The following is an 18,935-nucleotide window of genomic DNA, read 5'->3' as shown; positions in this document are numbered from 1 at the left end:
GGAGAATAACAATGAAAAAAATCCTGTTGACCGGCTGCACCCTGGCGCTTTTGCTGGGCGCACAAGCCCATGCGAACCAAGCGCCATTGGACGGCACGCTGGGCAAGATCGCCAACGCCAAGTCCATCACATTGGGCTATCGCGATGCGTCGGTGCCGTTTTCCTACGTGGGGGATAACAGTGGCAAACCCATGGGCTACTCGGTGGAGCTGGCAGATAAGATCGTCGAGCGCATCCAGCAGAAAATCGGGGTGGGCACGCTCAATGTGAAGTACAACTTAGTGACCTCCCAAACCCGTATCCCGCTGGTGCAAAACGGCACTGTCGACCTGGAATGCGGTTCTACCGGGGTGACGGCCGAACGGCAGAAGCAGGTGGCGTTTTCCTACGGGTTTATCTACGTGAAGGGGCAATTGCTGACGGCCAAGGACAGTGGTATCCAAGGCTTTGCTGATCTTGCGGGCAAGAACGTGGTGACCACCGCGGGTACCACCAACGAGCGTTTCCTCAAAAGCTACAACGCCGAGCACAAGGCCAATATGTTCGTGATCAGCGCCAAGGACCATGGCGAAGCCTTCAAGATGCTCGAGACCGGCCGTGCAGCGGCGTTCTATATGGATGACGCGTTGCTTTACGGCGAGCGCGCCAAGGCCAAGGATCCGCACAATTGGGTGGTGGTGGGGGAGGAGCAGTCGCGGGAAATCTACAGCTGCATGGTGCGCAAGGACGACCCGCAGTTTCTTGCGGTGGTCAACGAGACACTTGGCGACCTTTATCGCAGTGGGGAGATCAACGGGATTTACCGGCGCTGGTTTGAGTCACCCATTCCGCCCAAGGGCCTGAACCTGGAATTCCCGATGACCAGTGAGTTGAAAGCGATTATCGCCAAGCCGGTCAGCGACCCGGTGGAGTAAGAAGTGCTACCCAAGATCGTTCCCACGCTCCGCGTGGGAATGCATCCTTGGACGCTCCGCGTCCGCTTCTAAAGTCGTAACGCAGAGCGTTAAAGGCGGCATTCCCACGCAGAGCGTGGGAACGATCACTGGGAGGGTTAGAAGTCGCCCCACAATTGCTGAGCCACGGCCAGCGCCACCACCGGGGCGGTTTCAGTGCGCAGAACCCGTGGGCCGAGGCGGGCGGCGTGGAAGCCGGCGCCTTGGGCGGTGTCGACTTCGCCGTCGGTCAAACCGCCTTCAGGGCCGATCAGAAAGGCCAGGCTTGAAGGCTTGGCATGGCTGACCATCGGCTCGGCCACCGGGTGCAGCACCAGCTTCAAATCCGCCTCGGTCTGTTTCAACCAGTCCGCCAGCAACAGCGGCGGGTGAATCACCGGCACCGTTGAACGCCCGCATTGCTCACAGGCGCTGATCGCCACCTGGCGCCAGTGCAGCAGGCGTTTGTCGGCGCGTTCGTCCTTGAGGCGCACTTCGCAGCGCTCGCTGAAAATCGGGGTGATGGCGTTGACCCCCAGTTCGGTGGCTTTCTGGATCGCCCAATCCATGCGTTCGCCTCGGGAAAGGCCTTGCCCCAGGTGGATGTGCAGCGGCGATTCGGCCTGGCCGTTGAAGCGTTGCGTCAGTTGCACGGTGACGCGTTTTTTACCGACTTCCAGCAGGCTGCCGAGAAACTCCTGGCCGGAGCCGTCGAACAGTTGCACGGCGTCGCCTTCGACCATGCGCAACACACGGCTGATGTAATGCGCCTGGGCTTCGGGCAGCTCAAGGTCGCCGAGGCTCAGCGGGGTGTCGGTGAAAAAGCGGGACAGTCTCATGTCTGTTCTCTGGAAAAATTATGCATACACACGTTCTGTCTTTCTGTAGGAGCGAGCTTGCTCGCGAAAAACGTATACCCGACGCCGTAATGTGCCTGGAATACCTTCGCGAGCAAGCTCGCTCCTATAGGGATTTTGGACACTATCCCGGATCACGGAAATCTGGGTGAAAGTCTTTCGGCACCGCCACACTGACGCTGCTGTTGGTGGCGATATCAATCCCCTCACTGGCCACCTCGGCCAGGAAGTCGATCTGCTCCGGCGTAATCACATACGGCGGCAGGAAATACACCACGCTGCCCAGCGGTCGCAACAACGCGCCACGTTCCAGGGCATGCTCGAACACCTTCAGGCCTCGGCGTTCCTGCCAGGGGTAGGGGGTCTTGGTCGCCTTGTCCTGCACCATCTCGATGGCCAGCACCATGCCGGTCTGGCGCACTTCCGACACGTGCGGGTGGTCCACCAGATGGGCCGTGGCGCTGCCCATGCGCTGGGCCAGGGCCTTGTTGTTTTCGATCACGTTGTCTGCTTCGAAGATATCCAGGGTCGCCAACGCTGCCGCGCACGCCAGCGGGTTGCCGGTGTAGCTGTGGGAGTGCAGGAAGGCGCGCAGGGTCGGGTAGTCGTCGTAGAAGGCGTCGTACACGTCATCGGTGGTGACCACGGCGGCCAGCGGCAGGTAGCCGCCGGTCAGGGCCTTGGACAGGCACAGGAAGTCCGGGCGGATGCCGGCCTGTTCGCAGGCGAACATGCTGCCGGTGCGGCCAAAGCCCACGGCGATTTCGTCGTGGATCAGGTGCACGCCATAACGGTCGCAGGCTTCGCGCAGCAGTTTGAGGTACACCGGGTGATACATGCGCATGCCACCGGCGCCCTGGATCAACGGCTCGACGATCACGGCAGCGACGCTGTCGTGGTGTTCGGCCAGGGTCTGTTCCATCGCCAGGAACATCGTGCGCGAGTGTTCTTCCCAGCTCATGCCCTCGGGGCGCAGGTAGCAGTCGGGGCTCGGCACCTTGAGGGTGTCGAGCAGCAGCGCCTTGTAGGTTTCGGTGAACAGCGGCACGTCACCCACCGACATCGCGGCGATGGTTTCGCCGTGGTAGCTGTTGGTCAGGGTGACGAAGCGCTTTTTGTTCGGCAGGCCACGGTTGAGCCAGTAGTGGAAGCTCATCTTCAGCGCGACTTCGATGCACGACGAGCCATTGTCGGCGTAGAAGCAGCGGGTCAGGCCTGCGGGCGTCATGGCCACCAGGCGTTCGGACAGCTCGATCACCGGCTGGTGGCTGAAACCGGCGAGGATCACATGCTCCAGCTGGTCGACCTGGTCCTTGATGCGCTGGTTGATGCGCGGGTTGGCGTGGCCGAACACGTTGACCCACCAGGAACTGACGGCATCGAGGTAGCGCTTGCCTTCGAAGTCTTCCAGCCATACGCCTTCACCGCGCTTGATCGGCACAACGGGCAGTTGCTGGTGGTCTTTCATCTGGGTGCAGGGATGCCACAGCACCGCGAGGTCGCGTTGCATCCACTGGTTATTCAAGCCCATCGGTCATCTCCTCGAAGCGGTCCTGCAACCTGTGCAGGCGAAACAATCGCGCAAGCCTATGCAATGGTGGCGTGGGTCACAAGCCATTGTGGGGAAATTCGCGGTAAATGCAGGACGGTCTGTCACGTTTGTTGGGAATAGTCTTAATCCCTTGTTAATTTATGATGCATAGCCTTCAGATCGTATTTCTCGATATTTCAAAGCGAAATTTTCCGCTTTAATTCGATAGGTAAAACGCTAGTCTTGGGCACAGTTCTTACGGGATTAAGTACATGCAGCTACGCAACTCACCGGCCCGCTATGGCTGGGTCAGCATGGTTTTGCACTGGGGCGTGGCCCTGGTGGTGTTTGGAATGTTCGCCCTGGGCCTGTGGATGGTCGGCCTCGATTACTACAGCGCCTGGCGCAAAGACGCGCCGGACCTGCACAAGAGCATTGGCATCACGCTGTTCGCCATCATGCTGGTACGCATTGTCTGGCGCCTGGTCAGCCCGCCGCCGCCGCCGTTGGCCAGCTACAGTCGCCTGACCCGCATCGGCGCCGCGTTTGGTCACGCGTTCCTGTATCTCGGGTTGTTTGCCGTGATGATTGCCGGTTACCTGATTTCCACCGCAGACGGTGTCGGTATTCCGGTGTTTGGCCTGTTTGAAATTCCTGCCGTGGTTTCCGGTCTACCGGACCAGGCAGATACCGCCGGCTGGGTGCATTTGTACCTGGCCTGGGTGCTGGTGGTGTTCGCCGGCTTGCACGGCGTGGCGGCACTGAAACACCATTTTATCGATCGTGATGCGACCCTGACGCGAATGCTGGGGCGCAAAGCCTGATGTTCAACCTCGACTCACAAGGAATAGAAAACATGTTGAAGAAGACACTCGCCGCTTTGGCAATCGGTACCGCCCTGCTGTCTGCCGGCCAGGTAATGGCTGCTGACTACAAGATCGACAAGGAAGGCCAGCACGCCTTCATCGATTGGAAAATCAGCCACCTGGGCTACAGCTACATTTACGGTACCTTCAAGGACTGGGATGGCACTTTCAGCTGGGACGCAGCCAAGCCTGAAGCCAGCAAAATCGCCGTCGACGTGAAAACCGCCAGCCTGTGGTCCAACCACGCTGAACGTGACAAGCACATCGCCAGCAAAGACTTCATCGACGTGGCCAAGTTTGCCGACGCCAAGTTCGTGTCCACCGCCGTTAAACCCACCGGCGAAAAGACCGCTGACGTGACCGGCGACCTGACCTTCCACGGCGTGACCAAGCCGGTGACCTTCAAGGCCACCTTCAACGGTGAAGGCAAGGATCCATGGGGCGGCGAACGTGCCGGCTTCAACGCCAAGACCACGATCGACCTGAACGACTTCGGCGTGAAAGGCCCAGGCCCGACTTCGCAGACTGTCGACCTGGACATCACGCTGGAAGGCGTGAAGCAGAAGTAATGCTTGGTATGTAGGAGCGAGCTTGCTCGCGAAAAACGTCAACGATGACGCGTGAAACCTGGATGTACGCGGTGTCTGTGAGTGCTTCGCGAGCAAGCTCGCTCCGACAGTTTAAAAGCAAAAAAAATGCCCCGTCTCGAAAGAGGCGGGGCATTTTTTATGGCGCTTTGAAACTCAGCGGTTGCGGGTCAGCAGCGCTGGTTTCTCACCACGAGGACGGCCAGGCAATTGATCCAACTGCTCGGGTGTCGGGAAGCGATCCGCTTTCGACTCCTTGTGGATAATTTTCGGCGCCGGGCCGCCGCGCGGGTTTTGCACTGCTGGCTCGGACGAACGTGGCTGCTCGTCACGGGCCGGGCGGCGGTTGTTGCTGCGCGAGTCTTCGCGACGGGCCTGACCGTCACGCGGTGCACCGTTACGCGGGCCGCTGCGCTTGGCCGGCGGCGTACCGGTGGTGCCGCCGCTGCTGTTGCGTGGGCCATTCTGACGAGCGCCCTGTGGCTGGCCGCCACGTGGAGCGGCTGCGCCTGCGCCTTGTGCCGGGGCACCTGGGCGACGGCCACGGCCTTGTGCAGGCTTGGCCTGTGGCACGTAGTCGACGCGGTTACCGAAGTTATCCACATCGTCGTCGAGGAATTCGTCCGGAGCACGATCGGCGGCAGCACGTGGCGGCTGGCTCGGCTGGCGCTGTTCGCGGGCCGGGGTGCCTTCACGTGGCTTCTGCTCGCGGGCCGGGCGTTCGCCACGGCTGCTGGTCGCGGTTTTTTCCTTGCCCTTGTCCTTGCCCTTGTCGCGACGACCACCGCCACCACCGCCGCCGTTCGGGCCATCGCCCTTCGGACCACGTGGGTTGCGTGGGTTACGCACGTCCGGACGCTCGCGCGCTTCTGGCTTTTCGGCCTCCACGGTGCTGGCATCGAAGCCCATCAGGTCGCCGTCGGCGATTTTCTGCTTGGTCATGCGCTCGATGCTTTTGAGCAGTTTTTCTTCGTCCGGCGCGACCAGGGAAATGGCCTCGCCCGAACGACCGGCACGGCCTGTGCGGCCGATACGGTGCACGTAGTCTTCATCGACGTTGGGCAGCTCGAAGTTGACCACGTGCGGCAGTTGGTCGATGTCCAGGCCGCGGGCGGCGATATCGGTGGCGACCAGGATGCGTACGGAACCGGCCTTGAAGTCAGCCAGGGCCTTGGTGCGTGCGTTCTGGCTCTTGTTACCGTGGATGGCAACGGCGGTGAGGCCATGCTTGTCCAGGTACTCGGCCAGGCGGTTGGCGCCGTGCTTGGTGCGGGTGAACACCAGCACCTGTTCCCACGCGCCGTGGGTGATCAGGTGCGCCAGCAGCGAGCGCTTGTGGCTGGCGGCCAGGCGGAAGACCCGTTGTTCGATACGCTCGACCGTGGTGTTGGGCGGCGTGACTTCGATGCGCTCCGGGTTGTGCAGCAACTTGCCGGCCAGGGCAGTGATGTCCTGGGAGAACGTTGCCGAGAACAGCAGGTTCTGACGTTTGGCCGGCAGGCGGGCGAGCACTTTTTTCACGTCATGGACAAAGCCCATGTCGAGCATGCGGTCGGCTTCGTCCAGCACGAGGATTTCCACGTGGGACAAATCGACGCTGCCCTGGCCGCACAGGTCGAGCAAACGACCCGGGCATGCCACCAGCACGTCGACACCACGGGACATGGCCTGAACCTGAGGGTTCATGCCGACGCCGCCGAAGATGCAGGCGCTGACGAACTTCAAGTCGCGGGCATACAGCTTGAAGCTGTCGTGCACTTGGGCGGCGAGTTCGCGGGTGGGGGTCAGGACCAGTACGCGCGGTTGGCGCGGGCCGTGACGCTGGGATTTGTCCGGGTGACCGTTGGGGAACAACCGCTCCAGAATCGGGAGGGCGAAACCACCGGTTTTACCGGTACCTGTCTGCGCCGCAACCATCAGGTCGCGACCTTGCAACACGGCGGGAATGGCCCGCTGTTGCACCGGAGTAGGCTCGGTATAGCCCGCTGCCTCGATGGCGCGGACTAAAGCCTCGGAGAGACCGAGGGAAGCAAAGGACATGAGTAATCCTGTTTTAGTTAGGGCTTGGCCCAAAGGGATAATCTTGCCGGGCGTGAATGGCGCTTAGGGGAGCGTAATCCCGTCCGGTCCTGCTGTGTCTGGCGGGCACTCCACCGGCTCGCGCGGGCTGCAAAGCTGCGCTGTAGCGGGGTTGGGTGCCTTTTTCAAGACCCGAGCGGCCGGGCGTAAGCCTGGCGGAAAGGCCGGAGTATAACAGAGCAATCACTGCGCGCTGCTTTCCTGCTGCTCAACGGTGTAATCGAACGCGTTGATCGGGGTCGTTTGTGCCTGGATACCGCCGTATTTGGCGCTCAACGCGGCATAGGCCGGCTCTTGCTTGAAGCGCCTGAGCTCGGCGGCGAAGCGCTGGACCAGCAAATCCATGCCCGCGCCACGGCGTACGGCAAGAAACTGCGGCTGGCGGCTGACCACCACGGACGCCTGGCTGACCTTGCCCTCCAGGCCCAATTGTTTGATCAAGTGCTGCCCCACGCGACGGTCAGTGACCACCATGTCGATGCGCCCCAGCATGAGCTTGCCGAAGTTGGCTTCATGGCTGGGGGCCGGTTCACGCGCGAACGCGTTGGAGGCACTGAATGCCTCGCCATACAGGTAACCGGGCGAGACGCCGACGGTCAGGCCGCGCAGGTCGTCGAGGGTTTCGGCGGGGTGAGGGCGCTCGTTGGCATAGAACAGCACGAACTCGACCGCCGACAACGGTTCGCTGGGGTAGAGCAGCAAGGCGTCGCGCTCGTGGCTGTGGAAAATATCCAGCGCGCCGTCGGCGTGGCCCTGGTCGAGCATGGCCAGGCAACGCTTCCAGGGCAGGAACTGCCATTGCACATCCACACCGAGGCGCTGGAACACGACCACCGTGGTTTCATAGTCCAGGCCACGCATGGTGCCGTTGTCGTCGTAGACGTAGGGCGCCCATGGCTCGGTGACAATGCGCAATTTCTCGCCATGGGCCGCGAGGCTCAGGCAAGTGAAAAGCGCAGCGATCAACAACTTGAAAGTGACGGGCATACCCGGAGGTTACGACGCTCCCGGCATAAAGAGAAGCTCTGGCACGCGCTTTGGCGGGCGGGCTTATTTTGCCGGTGCGTCCATCAGGTGGGCATGGATCGCGGCACGTCGCTCGCCGAGAATCAGGCGCACCACCGGGTTGGCGAACCAGTGTTCGAGCTGGTGCGCGTCAATCGGACGCTGCTGGCGCTCTTCCTGGTTTTGTCGCGCCTTGTCCCACCAAACCGGGCCACAGGCCTGGTCGAACTCGTTTTCGTGTTCATAGCAACCGTAGAGAATCTCGCGGATGAACTGCTGCTGGTGCCTGGGCAGCAGCAGGGTAATCAGCTTGTACAGCGTGCGCTGCAAACGCGGCGGGCGCGGCAGGTGGGCGGAGACCTGGCGCGTGTCGGCCAGGGCCAGCGCACTGGTGGGCGCGGCGGCGTGCTTGGCGATCCAGGCCTTGACCTTGGCGCGGAACAGCTGCTTGCGGCTCCAGTAATGGTGTATCAGGTCCGGACACTCGCGCACGTTGAGCGTGCGATAGGCGGCGATGGACAGGCAGAACTCTTCCAGGGTGTAGGCGCCCTGGGCATGGGGGAACAGTTCATCCATCAACTCGATGGAACGGTCGAGGATGTGCGCGTCCTGTTGGGTCAGGCCCATCACGCCGGAGTTGAGGGTCATCATGTCGTCATCGGCCACGCCCATGTCGAGCAGGCGCTGGTGAAGCGCGGTGTAGAGAATGCTTTCGTGGTTGTCGCCGTACCGGGTGTAGAAGGCGTTGCACAGCAGCGTGCCCGGCTGCACGCGCTCGAACAAGGCCAGGGGGGAGCGGTGAAAAAACGTGTCGGTGTCGATCAGCAGCGCCACCGGCGATTCCTGCAGCACCTGGCGCAGCACCACGTGCTTGGTGCGAAAGTGATAACCGTGGGGTTCGCTCCAGCGTTTGCGGGTTGCTTCGTCCAGGGGGCGCACGCTTACCGGCAGCAGGCGATAGGGTTCGGGGTTGTCGCTGAATACCTGGATGTCCACGGCCGCATCGGGGTCGTCCTGCAGGAAGGCCAACGCGCTGGCGATGCTGAATACCGCTTCCTGGTGGTAGGTCTCGGCGCCGAAGACCAGGTAGACCAGCTGCGGACGGGAAGTGGAAGGCACTGTATTCATGGACTGCGGGGTTCCCCTTGGATACCTGAAACGACAACGTAAAACGACAAAGGCCCTCGTCTGAACGAGGGCCTTGGCACCATCGGACAAGCCTTAGCGTGGCAGCTTGAGGTTGTTCCAGACGGCCAGGCTGGGTTCAGCCTGGTTCAGGGTATAGAAGTGCAACCCTGGCGCGCCACCTTGCAACAATTGCTCACACATCTCGGTGATGACCTGCTCACCGAACGCCTGGATGCTTTTGACGTCGTCGCCATAGGCTTCCAGCTGCTTGCGCACCCAGCGTGGGATCTCGGCACCGCAGGCGTCGGAGAAGCGCGCCAGCTTGCTGTAGTTGGTGATCGGCATGATGCCCGGCACGATCGGGATGTTCACCCCCATGGCCTGTACACGTTCGACGAAGTAGAAGTAGCTGTCGGCGTTGAAGAAGTACTGGGTGATCGCACTGTTGGCGCCGGCATTGGCCTTGCGCACGAAGTTCTTGAGATCGTCTTCGAAATTGCGCGCCTGGGGATGCATCTCCGGGTATGCGGCCACTTCGACATGGAAGTGATCGCCGCTTTCTTCGCGGATGAAGCTCACCAGGTCGTTGGCGTAGCGCAGCTCACCGCTGGCCATGCCCATGCCGGACGGCAGGTCGCCACGCAGGGCCACGATGCGCTTGATGCCGCTGGCCTTGTATTGGGTCAGCAGGCCGCGCAGGTCGGCTTTGCTGTCGCCCACGCACGACAAGTGCGGAGCGGCGGGAACGTTGACTTCACTTTCCAGCTGCAGCACGGTATTGATCGTGCGGTCACGGGTCGAACCGCCGGCGCCGTAAGTGCAGGAGAAGAAATCGGGGTTGTAGCTGGCCAGCACCTTGGCGGTGGCCATCAGTTTTTCATGCCCAGCATCGGTCTTGGTCGGGAAGAACTCGAAGCTGTAGCGACGGTCTTGGGACATGGTAATACCCTTTGAAACTCGGAAGCCGACTGTGCAACCCACCTGCACTGTAGGAGCGAGCTTGCTCGCGAAGAACCTGAGAGCGCCGCTGTAAACCAGAAGCGCTGCGTCATCGTTGGCGTTCTTCGCGAGCAAGCTCGCTCCTACAGGTAGAGCAGGTGGAGCTGATTACTTAGTAGCGATAAGCGTGCGGCTTGAACGGACCTTCAACGGTCACGCCGATGTAGTCGGCCTGGTTCTTGGTCAGTTGGGTCACAACGCCGCCGAAACCGCGAACCATTTCCAGGGCCACTTCTTCGTCGAGTTTCTTCGGCAGTACTTCCACGGTCAGGCGCTCGGCTTTCTGGGCGGGCGACAGGTCGGCGTACTTCTGCTGGAACAGGAAGATCTGCGCCAGTACCTGGTTGGCGAACGAGCCATCCATGATGCGGCTTGGGTGACCGGTGGCGTTGCCCAGGTTAACCAGGCGGCCTTCGGCCAGCAGGATCAGGTAGTCATCGTTCTGCGGGTCGAAATCACCGGCGCCGGTACGGTGAACCTTGTGGACCTGCGGCTTCACTTCTTCCCATGCCCAGTGCTTGCGCATGAAAGCGGTGTCGATTTCGTTGTCGAAGTGACCGATGTTGCAGACCACTGCGCGTTTCTTCAGGGCCTTGAGCATGTTCGCGTCACAGACATTCACGTTGCCGGTGGTGGTGACGATCAGGTCGATCTTGCCCAGCAGGGCCTTGTCGATGCTCGCTTCGGTGCCGTCGTTGATGCCGTCGATGAACGGCGACACCAGTTCGAAACCGTCCATGCAGGCTTGCATGGCGCAGATCGGGTCAACTTCGGACACCTTGACGATCATGCCTTCCTGGCGCAGGGACTGGGATGAACCCTTGCCCACGTCGCCGTAGCCGATGACCAGGGCTTGCTTGCCCGACAGCAGGTGGTCGGTGCCGCGCTTGATCGCATCGTTCAGGCTGTGACGGCAGCCGTACTTGTTGTCGTTCTTGCTCTTGGTCACCGAGTCGTTGACGTTGATGGCCGGAATTTTCAGCTCGCCCTTGGCCAGCATGTCCAGCAGACGGTGCACGCCGGTGGTGGTCTCTTCGGTCACGCCGTGGACGCGGTCGAGAATCTGCGGGTACTTCTTGTGCAGCAGCTCGGTCAGGTCGCCGCCGTCGTCTAGGATCATGTTGGCATCCCAAGGCGCGCCATCCTTGAGGATGGTTTGCTCCAGGCACCACTCATACTCTTCTTCGGTCTCGCCTTTCCAGGCGAATACCGGGATACCGGCGGCGGCGATAGCGGCAGCGGCCTGGTCCTGGGTCGAGAAGATGTTGCACGACGACCAGCGCACTTCGGCACCCAGGGCAACCAGGGTTTCGATCAGCACGGCGGTCTGGATGGTCATGTGGATGCAGCCGAGAATCTTCGCGCCCTTGAGCGGCTGCTCAGCGGCGTACTTGCGACGCAGGCCCATCAGGGCTGGCATTTCGGATTCGGCGATAAAGGTTTCGCGACGGCCCCAGGCGGCGAGGGACATGTCGGCGACTTTGTAGTCGGTGAAATCTGCAGGCGTGTTGACAGCGCTCATGAAGAGCCTCCATTCGTAGTGTGCGAATGGGCGCCGTTGTGCGTTTAGTATCCAGCTGCAAGACCAGGCCGGACAACGCCCCATCCGAGCCTGACAGGCCAAGCCTGCTGCAGCGCCCCTCGGACAGGTGGCGGGAGAACGGTATCAACTGAAGATGACCGTTTTGAAACGGGGGCGATTATAGCCGTGTATGCGGCACTTCCCAAGCCTTTCCGTCGGCGGCATGAAGATCGCTCATGGGGGTGATAGCCAATGGCTCATAGAGCTTGGCTCCGGGCTCTGCCATGATGTTACCCATCATTTCGCAAGACGCTTTGGAGTGACCATGAACTTCCACACCCGCAAATGGGTAAAACCCGAAGACCTCAACCCCAACGGCACCCTGTTCGGTGGCAGCCTGCTGCGCTGGATCGACGAAGAAGCGGCTATCTACGCGATCGTGCAATTGGGTAACCAGCGCGTCGTGACCAAGTACATTTCCGAAATCAACTTTGTCAGCGCCTCGCGCCAGGGCGACATCATCGAGCTGGGCATCACCGCCACCGAGTTCGGGCGTACCTCCATCACCCTCACCTGTGAAGTGCGCAACAAGATCACCCGCAAGAGCATCCTGACCGTGGAGAAAATGGTCTTCGTCAACCTCGGTGAAGATGGCCTGCCGGCGCCCCATGGTCGCACTGAAATCAGATACGTGAAGGATCAGTTCAAGGAAGACAGTCTGTCCGAGTGACGACGTAGCGGTGTGATTTGCTTTACCAAATCATTCCGTACGGATCGTCACGAGACGCTTTCATCACTCAGGCTCACACCCTATGGAGAGCCTGTGTATGCAAGTGTTCAGTTCAAGTGCCCGGATTCAGCACTCATTGGATAACGAGGTCAAGTCGGCGGCCACGCCCGGCGCCAAGATGCCTCTGCTGGAGGGGGTGGGCGAGCGCAATGTGACGCTGCTGCGTGATGACCGGGGACGGGTCGAAGTGATTTTGTCGGCGGCGCCAGCCACCAGCCTGGTGCTCAGCGGCGGAGGAGCCAAGGGCATCGCTTTTTCGGGGGTGGTGCAGGCCCTTGAGCAGGCGGGAAAGCTGCAAGGCATCCAATTGGCTTGCGGCTCATCCGCCGGCGCGATTTCGGCGGCGTTGATCGCCAGTGGCTTGGGGCGGCAGCCTTCGACAGGTTATGCGATAGCATTGATCTGCCGAGCCTGCTCAACAGCACGGATACCGTGACGGCGTGGATGCAGGACGCCAGTAGCACACTCGGCACGCTCATCGGCCGCTTGCCCGGCCCCGTCGGCCATGTGTCTCAGTTATTGGTGACATTGTTGCCGCGCCTGCAAACTGAAGCCTGTCCTCTGGAGGAGATGATCCGAAATGAGTCGCGCCGGTCGCTGCTTGCGCATATCGCGCAAAGCCCTCGGGACACCCGGCCCGCGCAAGTGATGAAGATTGCCGACAAGTTGAGTGCCGGCAGCGCACCGACGTTCGGTGACCTTGAGGTGTTGAACCGGTATATCCCCGCGATCAAGCAGCTGAGTATCACCGGCACCGGTATGTTTGCCGAGCGCCCGCAGTTGGTGGTGTTCAATGCCGATCTGACCCCACAGATGGACATCGCTCGGGCGGCGCATATTTCCGGTTCCTTGCCGGTGGTGTTCAAAAGCCCCGTGGAACAAGGTCATGGCTTTCAGGCCTCAGGTGAAATCACCGCGTTCAAGGACGGTGGCTTATTGCTCAATACCCCGGCGCCGGGTGTGGTGCACAGGTCATTTCCCGATAGTCCCTTGAACAAGCCTGAAGCGTTGATCGTCAAGTTTGAGCCCAGCACCAGCGAGACACCGGCGCGAAGCGGCAGCTTTCTCAGCAGTGTGGCCGATCGCGTCACCGGTGTTGCGCATTCGGCCGCTGAAGCCTTCCAGGAGAAAAAGCTCGAAGCGTTTGCCGATCAAGTCGTCACACTGCCGCTGAAGACCGAAGAAGGTGATTTTCGCGGCCTGCTCGGCGGCACCGTCAACTTCATTATGCAGGATGAGCACAAGCAACATTTGCAGGCCAAGGCGCGTCAAGCGGTGGAGATGCATTTGGAGCGCCGCTCCACAGCCCTTGAGCATCATGGGTTTCAAAGCCTGCATGACGCCGTGCTGGCCATGGATGATCGACTGCTCGCCAGCGTTCAGTCGGCGCTGCAAAAAGATGCGGCCGCCGTAGATGTACTGACGTTCAGAAGCAACGCGCAGCAGGCGTTGCAAGCCTTGGATCAGGCGATCACCGAAGCGAATCAGACCCACGATACGTTGATGTTTACGCCGCAAATCTCATCAGCGCTGCGCAACCTGGATGCCCTTGTACAACGGCCTGAGCAAATCGACTGGTTGGCAGGGCGACTCAATGGCGCCGATCAGCGCAACTTTCAGCAATTGCTGCAAATGGCGGCCAGGCAGGTCGCAGGCAGTGCGCCGCCGGTGTCCAAAGTCCTCGTCGGTGCTGTCGCCCAGATGGGCGTGCGCGATATTGCGATCAAGGCAGACAACTTCACACGGGAGGTGATCTACCCTTCGTTGTTTCGGCCTGGCCAACCCGAGGCCAATGTCGAACTGCTCCATCGTACGGCTCAAGACTTGGGGTGGGCTACCACGCCCAGCGAGTTCAATCGTGTGCTCGACACCCTCGGCGAGCGCTATAGCGCACGTAATAAACCATGGGATAAAGCGTCCGGTTTGACCACGGTACAAATGGCCAGGGCCTGGAGGATTCCGGTTTAGTTGCGGGGCCACTGAACAGGTACGGTGGCCGCGTGTCGTAGCTACACGCCCCCCTTGGACTCCGGATAATCATGGCCACCGACGAAGCAGGTAAAACCCCCAATCTGTCGCAGGAAGAACAGCAGGACGTAGACGAAAACCAGCCGCCCCGCGCGGCGGTGCTGCACGAAATCATCCGTACCCAGGGCGACCAGGAACTGGAGCGCAGCGTCGCGGCGTTGTGGTGGTCTGCGCTGGCTGCCGGCCTGACCATGGGCCTGTCGCTGATGGCCATGGGATTGCTCAATTCGCGCCTGCCGGACGGCGAAGCGTTCAAGGTCATCGCCAGCTTTGGTTATTGCGCCGGTTTCCTCGCGGTGATCCTTGCGCGCCAGCAACTGTTTACCGAAAACACCCTCACCGCCGTGTTGCCGGTGATGAGCAAGCCGACCCTGGCCAATGCCGGGCGCCTGTTGCGCCTGTGGGCGGTGGTGCTGGTGGGCAACCTGTGTGGCACCCTGCTGGTGGCCTACGTGATGCTGCACCTGCCGATATTCGACACCAAGACCGACATGGCCTTCCTCGAAATCGGGCGCAAGATCATGGAAAACGACGCCGGCCAGATGTTCGCCAAAGGCATCGTCTCCGGCTGGATGATCGCCACCATGGTGTGGATGATTCCGTCGATGGAAAGCGCCAAGATGTGGATCATCATCCTGATCACCTACCTGATGGCGTTGGGCGATTTCACCCACATCGTGGTGGGCTCGGCGGAAGTGTCATACCTGGTGTTTGCCGGTGAACTGTCGTGGCATGACTTCTGGCTGGTATTTGCCGGCCCCACCCTGGCCGGCAATATCATCGGTGGCAGCTTTATCTTTGCGTTGATCAGCCATGCACAGATTCGCAGTGAAGGCAGCTTGCCGGGCAAGAAGGCTGCGGACCCGAGGCATCCGCAGCAGGTCGACAAGGATCAGTGATGTTCTTCGGCCGTGGCCTCGGGTTCGCCCTGGGTCACGCGCTTGACCAGTTTGCCGATGCTCAGGCCCTGGAGCAGGATCGACGACAGCACCACGATATACGTGATGCTCAGCAGCAGGTCGCGTTCCGGGCCCAGCGGCAATGCCAGGGCCAGCGCTACCGAGACGCCGCCGCGCAACCCGCCCCAGGTGAGGATGCGGATAGTGCCGCGCGGGACCGTGCGCCAGCGTCGCAGCAGGAGGATCGCCGGGGCCACGGTCAGCAGGCGTGACAGCAGGATCGCCACCGCCAGCAAGCTGGCCGCCAATACGTGCAGCCAGTTGAAGGGCAACAGCAGCAGTTCCATGCCGATCAGTGCGAACAGCAAGGCGTTGAGCATGTCGTCAAGCAACTCCCAGAAACCATCCAGATAGCGCCGCGTCATGTCGTTCATCGCCAGCTTGCGCCCCAGGTTGCCGATGATCAGGCCGGCCACCACCATCGCAATCGGTGCCGAGACGTGCAGCTCGGTGGCCATCGCCGAGCCGCCGATCACCAGCGCCAGGGTCAGCATGACTTCGATCTGGTGTTGTTCGATGCTCTTGATCATCAGGTACACGAGGTAACCGATCAGCCCGCCGAATACCACGCCGCCAATCGCCTCATGGGCGAACAGCATTGCGGTGGCGCCCAGGGTCGGTGTTTCACCCAACTGCGCGATGCCCAGCAGTACGGTAAACACCACCACCGCTGTGCCGTCGTTGAATAGCGATTCGCCGACGATAGTGGTTTTCAGCGGCTTCGACGCATTGGCGGTACGCAGCACACCCAGCACCGCAATCGGGTCGGTGGGCGAGATCAGCGCGCCGAACAACAGGCAATACAGGAAGCTCACGTGCCAGCCGAACAGGGCAAAAATGTAGTACGCCAGGCTGCCGATCACGACGGTGGCGATCAAAACGCCAAAGGTCGCCAACAGGCCGATGGGCCAGCGGTAGCTGCGCAGGTCGCTCAAGTTGACGTGCAACGCGCCGGCGAACAGCAGGAACGAGAGCATCCAGTTCATCAGCAAATCGCCGAAGTCGATCTGGCCGATCAGTTGCTGGATGCGTTCCTCCAGGCCCGGGTAGCCGATGAAACTGAGGCCTTGCAGGAGCAACGAAAACAGCAGCGCAGTGACCATCACGCCGATGGTCGGCGGCAGGCCGATAAAACGGAAGTTCACATAAGTGAGCAGGGTGGTGAGGCAAATGAAGGCGGCAACAAGTTCAAGCATCCGGGGTCCTTGGGGCGGGGACGTAGAGGCGCACAGCGTGCGTCGCGAAGTCGTTTGGTATAAGAAGTCGTTTAGTATAAACAGGTGCAATTACCTGAAAGAACCTTTCGGCCGGTCACGGCTCATAGCTTGTGGGTGGGGCTGATTGGCACATGGGTGATGAAGCTTTGACTGCCTTGATAAATCTTAAAAGGGAATGACTGATGACAGTGGCTTTCTGGTGTGTGTTGATTGCGATCTTTCTGCCGTACCTGTGTACGGGTGTGGCCAAGTTCAGCGAGGGCAAGTTTGAGCTACGGCATAACCGCGACCCGCGCGCGTTTCTGGACACGGTCGGAGGCGTTGCCAAGCGTGCCCACAATGCGCAGCTCAACAGCTTTGAAGTGACTCCGGCCTTTGCGGCGGCGGTGATTATCGCCCACTTGGCCGGTACGGCCGAGTTGGTGACGATCAATGTGCTGGCGGTGCTGTTTATCACCAGCCGCCTGCTGTACATCATTTGCTACCTGGCGGACTGGGCGATGTTGCGTTCGCTGGTGTGGATTGTGGGGATGGCGCTGATTGCGAGTTTCTTCTTTGTTTCGATCTGAAGCCTGACGCGGAATCTTGCGGGAGGGGGGCTGGCCGCAATGCCAGTCGGTTAAGCGCAGATCCCCTGTGGGAGGGGGCTGGCCCCCATGCCGGTCGGTTAGCGCAGATCCCCTGTGGGAGGGGGCTGGCCCCAATGCCAGTCGGTTGGCGCAGATCCCCTGTGGGAGGGGGCTTGCCCCAATGCCAGTCGGTTAGCGCAGATCCCTTGTGGGAGGGGGCTTGCCCCCGATGGCGGCCTCTGGGCCGACCAGAATGCTGGATCAGACTGAGTACATATCCGTTTCTGCGGTAACGGCTGCTTAGGGTTCCGCCCTGACGGCGGCTCACTTTTGAAAAGCGCAAAAGTAAGCAAAACGCTCTTGCCCCACCACTCGGCACCTCGCTTAGGCTCGGTGTGCCCTCTCTCCGGCTTGAATCCGTGGGCCGCCGCAATGGGCCATCCCTGGCCCAGTGCGGCTAACCCGGCGTCCTGCCGGGTTGCCCACGGATTCAAGCCTGCGTTCGGCCAGCGTGGTTTAACGGGGCGCCTAAGATCAAGATCAAAAGCCAGATCAAGGGCGACTCGCTTCGCATCGTGGTTAGCGTTGGGTGCTACCGCGTTGTGTCGATACCTATGGCTGTCAGGTGCCCGCGGGGGCATCCGGCACGTGCGGCAGCGGCGTACCCTTGGGCCATAGCATCCAGATCTGTCCCTGCTGCTTCATGTTCCCCGCCAACTCGCCTGCTGCTTCGCCTGTGCCCCAGAACAAATCTGCGCGTACTTCTCCGGTGATGGCGCCGCCGGTGTCTTGCGCTGCGACGGGTCTGGCGATCGGTGAGCCGTCGGGTTTGGTGGTGGACAGCCACAACAGGCTCCCCAGCGGAATCACCTTGCGGTCAACCGCTACGCTGTATCCCGCCGTCAAGGGCACGTTCAGCGAGCCGCGCGGCCCTTCATTGCTGTCGGGGCGGGCGCTGAAGAACACGTAGCTGGGGTTGCTCGCCAGCAGTTCGGGGATGCGTTGCGGGTGCGCCTTGGCCCAGGCGCTGATGGCGGCCATGCTCACGTCTTCCTTTTTCAGCTCGCCCTGCTCGACCAGCCAGCGACCGATAGGGCGATAGGGATAGCCGTTCTGGTCGGCATAACCCACGCGCAGTTGACGCCCACCGGCCAGTTGAATACGCCCGGAGCCCTGGATCTGCAGGAACTGCAGGTCCATCGGGTCGGTCAGCCAGGCGATCGGCTTGGCGCTCGAGCCTTGGCCGTTGAGGGTGCCGGCATCGTCATATGGCTTGAGCACGCGGCCCTCCAGGCGACCGCGCAGGCGTTTGCCCTTGAGTTCCGGGTAGATGGCTTCCAGGTTGACGATAATCAGGTCGTCCGGCACGCCATACACCGGCACATGGGCGGTGGCGGTTTCGGTGAGGCTGCCGGGGTAGACCGGCTCGTAGTAGCCGGTGATCAGGCCGTTCGGCGTGTTGTCGGCTGAACGCAGGCCAAATACATCCAGGCGCTCCTTGAGGAACCCGCGAACCGCCACGGCATCGCCCGGCACGCTCGCTGCGGCTGCGCAAGTCGCACCCCAGACCGGGTCGGCCTTGAGGCGCTGGCAGGCACTGCGCCAGGATTCGAAACCCGCCAGCAGATCGCTGTCGGAAACAGACGGCAGCGCCTCCCACGGCGCGCTCACGTAAGTGGCGACGGCATGGGGTTTGGCGGCTTCTTCTTTGGCGGGCTCTTTGCCCGCGTCCTTGCCCAGGTCGCAGCCGGCCAGCAGCGCGATCATCGGCAGAGCCCACGCCAGGCGGCTCCAGGGTTTCCAATTGTCATTCATGCACGTAATTCCTGAAGCGATTGCCCGGGCTTTATCGCGTTGGGCAACCCT

General features: G+C 61.2%; 15 protein-coding genes, 2 pseudogenes and 1 riboswitch. Of the genes and pseudogenes, 7 read left to right on the top strand and 10 right to left on the bottom strand.

The window, feature by feature from the left end; all coding sequences use genetic code 11:
• The first annotated feature begins 11 nt into the window (after positions 1–11).
• Positions 12–914 (top strand): transporter substrate-binding domain-containing protein, encoded by a 903-nt coding sequence (locus J1G34_RS08455; protein WP_122462194.1) that lies wholly within the window; start codon positions 12–14, stop codon positions 912–914.
• 137 nt (positions 915–1,051) lie between these two features.
• On the opposite strand, the gene J1G34_RS08450 is transcribed toward J1G34_RS08455, so the two are convergent.
• A complete protein-coding gene (locus tag J1G34_RS08450) occupies positions 1,052–1,771 on the bottom strand; it encodes a 16S rRNA (uracil(1498)-N(3))-methyltransferase (protein ID WP_065895751.1) in 720 nt (239 codons plus the stop codon).
• 142 nt (positions 1,772–1,913) lie between these two features.
• Complete coding sequence (locus tag J1G34_RS08445) at positions 1,914–3,320, bottom strand: adenosylmethionine--8-amino-7-oxononanoate transaminase (RefSeq protein WP_222993787.1); 1,407 nt, start codon at positions 3,318–3,320, stop codon at positions 1,914–1,916.
• A gap of 272 nt (positions 3,321–3,592) precedes the next feature.
• On the opposite strand from J1G34_RS08445, the gene J1G34_RS08440 reads away from it, so the two are divergent.
• Together J1G34_RS08440 and J1G34_RS08435 are read left to right on the top strand one after the other, a co-directional pair.
• The gene (locus J1G34_RS08440) at positions 3,593–4,144 is read left to right on the top strand and encodes a cytochrome b (protein ID WP_065891549.1); all 552 of its coding nucleotides are present in this window, start codon (positions 3,593–3,595) and stop codon (positions 4,142–4,144) included.
• 32 nt (positions 4,145–4,176) lie between these two features.
• A complete protein-coding gene (locus tag J1G34_RS08435; protein ID WP_065885385.1) occupies positions 4,177–4,755 on the top strand; it encodes a YceI family protein in 579 nt (192 codons plus the stop codon).
• Positions 4,756–4,929: 174 nt separating this feature from the next.
• Here J1G34_RS08435 and J1G34_RS08430 read toward each other — a convergent pair whose 3' ends face one another.
• The 6 genes and pseudogenes from J1G34_RS08430 to ahcY all read right to left on the bottom strand — a co-directional run bounded on the left by J1G34_RS08430 (position 4,930) and on the right by ahcY (position 11,506).
• Positions 4,930–6,813 (bottom strand): DEAD/DEAH box helicase, encoded by a 1,884-nt coding sequence (locus J1G34_RS08430; RefSeq protein ID WP_065885386.1) that lies wholly within the window; start codon positions 6,811–6,813, stop codon positions 4,930–4,932.
• Positions 6,814–7,035: 222 nt separating this feature from the next.
• Positions 7,036–7,839, bottom strand: coding sequence for a substrate-binding periplasmic protein (locus J1G34_RS08425; protein ID WP_065891548.1), 804 nt, complete (start codon positions 7,837–7,839; stop codon positions 7,036–7,038).
• A gap of 63 nt (positions 7,840–7,902) precedes the next feature.
• Complete coding sequence (locus J1G34_RS08420; RefSeq protein ID WP_065891547.1) at positions 7,903–8,985, bottom strand: hypothetical protein; 1,083 nt, start codon at positions 8,983–8,985, stop codon at positions 7,903–7,905.
• Positions 8,986–9,078: 93 nt separating this feature from the next.
• The gene (metF, locus tag J1G34_RS08415; protein ID WP_065891546.1) at positions 9,079–9,924 is read right to left on the bottom strand and encodes a methylenetetrahydrofolate reductase [NAD(P)H]; all 846 of its coding nucleotides are present in this window, start codon (positions 9,922–9,924) and stop codon (positions 9,079–9,081) included.
• 45 nt (positions 9,925–9,969) lie between these two features.
• A pseudogene (locus J1G34_RS27455) lies at positions 9,970–10,059 on the bottom strand (outer membrane lipoprotein carrier protein LolA); the annotation flags it as partial.
• Between the two features lie 37 nt (positions 10,060–10,096).
• Positions 10,097–11,506 (bottom strand): adenosylhomocysteinase, encoded by a 1,410-nt coding sequence (gene ahcY, locus J1G34_RS08410; RefSeq protein WP_222993785.1) that lies wholly within the window; start codon positions 11,504–11,506, stop codon positions 10,097–10,099.
• A gap of 21 nt (positions 11,507–11,527) precedes the next feature.
• A riboswitch (S-adenosyl-L-homocysteine riboswitch) is annotated at positions 11,528–11,633 on the bottom strand.
• A gap of 198 nt (positions 11,634–11,831) precedes the next feature.
• Between ahcY and J1G34_RS08405 the strand changes: the two genes are divergently transcribed.
• From J1G34_RS08405 to J1G34_RS08395, 3 genes and pseudogenes are all read left to right on the top strand, one after another.
• On the top strand, positions 11,832–12,236 hold the full coding sequence (locus J1G34_RS08405) for an acyl-CoA thioesterase (protein WP_065885391.1): 405 nt from the start codon (positions 11,832–11,834) through the stop codon (positions 12,234–12,236).
• Positions 12,237–12,414: 178 nt separating this feature from the next.
• A pseudogene (locus J1G34_RS08400) lies at positions 12,415–14,264 on the top strand (patatin-like phospholipase family protein).
• Positions 14,265–14,335: 71 nt separating this feature from the next.
• Complete coding sequence (locus tag J1G34_RS08395; protein WP_065885393.1) at positions 14,336–15,223, top strand: formate/nitrite transporter family protein; 888 nt, start codon at positions 14,336–14,338, stop codon at positions 15,221–15,223.
• Here the strand turns inward: J1G34_RS08395 and J1G34_RS08390 are convergent.
• A complete protein-coding gene (locus J1G34_RS08390) occupies positions 15,217–16,479 on the bottom strand; it encodes a cation:proton antiporter (RefSeq protein WP_122738554.1) in 1,263 nt (420 codons plus the stop codon). The genes J1G34_RS08395 and J1G34_RS08390 overlap by 7 nt on opposite strands.
• A gap of 203 nt (positions 16,480–16,682) precedes the next feature.
• On the opposite strand from J1G34_RS08390, the gene J1G34_RS08385 reads away from it, so the two are divergent.
• The gene (locus J1G34_RS08385) at positions 16,683–17,069 is read left to right on the top strand and encodes an MAPEG family protein (RefSeq protein ID WP_065891543.1); all 387 of its coding nucleotides are present in this window, start codon (positions 16,683–16,685) and stop codon (positions 17,067–17,069) included.
• A gap of 621 nt (positions 17,070–17,690) precedes the next feature.
• On the opposite strand, the gene mltA is transcribed toward J1G34_RS08385, so the two are convergent.
• Positions 17,691–18,884 (bottom strand): murein transglycosylase A, encoded by a 1,194-nt coding sequence (gene mltA / locus J1G34_RS08380; RefSeq protein ID WP_122738553.1) that lies wholly within the window; start codon positions 18,882–18,884, stop codon positions 17,691–17,693.
• Positions 18,885–18,935 lie beyond the last annotated feature (51 nt).

This window comes from Pseudomonas sp. Wu6, assembly GCF_019891515.1.
Classification (GTDB): domain Bacteria; phylum Pseudomonadota; class Gammaproteobacteria; order Pseudomonadales; family Pseudomonadaceae; genus Aquipseudomonas; species Aquipseudomonas orientalis_A.
Note: the sequence above shows the minus strand (reverse complement) of the source record. Positions and strands in the feature narration are given on the sequence as shown.

What these genes read in the sequence shown, in the direction of transcription:
- J1G34_RS08450 (WP_065895751.1), bottom strand. Translation starts at nt 1,771, where the DNA reads ATGAGACTGTCCCGCTTTTTCACCGACACCCCGCTGAGCCTCGGCGAC.
- J1G34_RS08430 (WP_065885386.1), bottom strand. Translation starts at nt 6,813, where the DNA reads ATGTCCTTTGCTTCCCTCGGTCTCTCCGAGGCTTTAGTCCGCGCCATC.
- J1G34_RS08435 (WP_065885385.1), top strand. Translation starts at nt 4,177, where the DNA reads ATGTTGAAGAAGACACTCGCCGCTTTGGCAATCGGTACCGCCCTGCTG.
- J1G34_RS08385 (WP_065891543.1), top strand. Translation starts at nt 16,683, where the DNA reads ATGACAGTGGCTTTCTGGTGTGTGTTGATTGCGATCTTTCTGCCGTAC.
- J1G34_RS08395 (WP_065885393.1), top strand. Translation starts at nt 14,336, where the DNA reads ATGGCCACCGACGAAGCAGGTAAAACCCCCAATCTGTCGCAGGAAGAA.
- J1G34_RS08425 (WP_065891548.1), bottom strand. Translation starts at nt 7,839, where the DNA reads ATGCCCGTCACTTTCAAGTTGTTGATCGCTGCGCTTTTCACTTGCCTG.
- J1G34_RS08420 (WP_065891547.1), bottom strand. Translation starts at nt 8,985, where the DNA reads ATGAATACAGTGCCTTCCACTTCCCGTCCGCAGCTGGTCTACCTGGTC.
- mltA (WP_122738553.1), bottom strand. Translation starts at nt 18,884, where the DNA reads ATGAATGACAATTGGAAACCCTGGAGCCGCCTGGCGTGGGCTCTGCCG.
- J1G34_RS08445 (WP_222993787.1), bottom strand. Translation starts at nt 3,320, where the DNA reads ATGGGCTTGAATAACCAGTGGATGCAACGCGACCTCGCGGTGCTGTGG.
- J1G34_RS08455 (WP_122462194.1), top strand. Translation starts at nt 12, where the DNA reads ATGAAAAAAATCCTGTTGACCGGCTGCACCCTGGCGCTTTTGCTGGGC.
- J1G34_RS08390 (WP_122738554.1), bottom strand. Translation starts at nt 16,479, where the DNA reads ATGCTTGAACTTGTTGCCGCCTTCATTTGCCTCACCACCCTGCTCACT.
- J1G34_RS08440 (WP_065891549.1), top strand. Translation starts at nt 3,593, where the DNA reads ATGCAGCTACGCAACTCACCGGCCCGCTATGGCTGGGTCAGCATGGTT.
- ahcY (WP_222993785.1), bottom strand. Translation starts at nt 11,506, where the DNA reads ATGAGCGCTGTCAACACGCCTGCAGATTTCACCGACTACAAAGTCGCC.
- J1G34_RS08405 (WP_065885391.1), top strand. Translation starts at nt 11,832, where the DNA reads ATGAACTTCCACACCCGCAAATGGGTAAAACCCGAAGACCTCAACCCC.
- metF (WP_065891546.1), bottom strand. Translation starts at nt 9,924, where the DNA reads ATGTCCCAAGACCGTCGCTACAGCTTCGAGTTCTTCCCGACCAAGACC.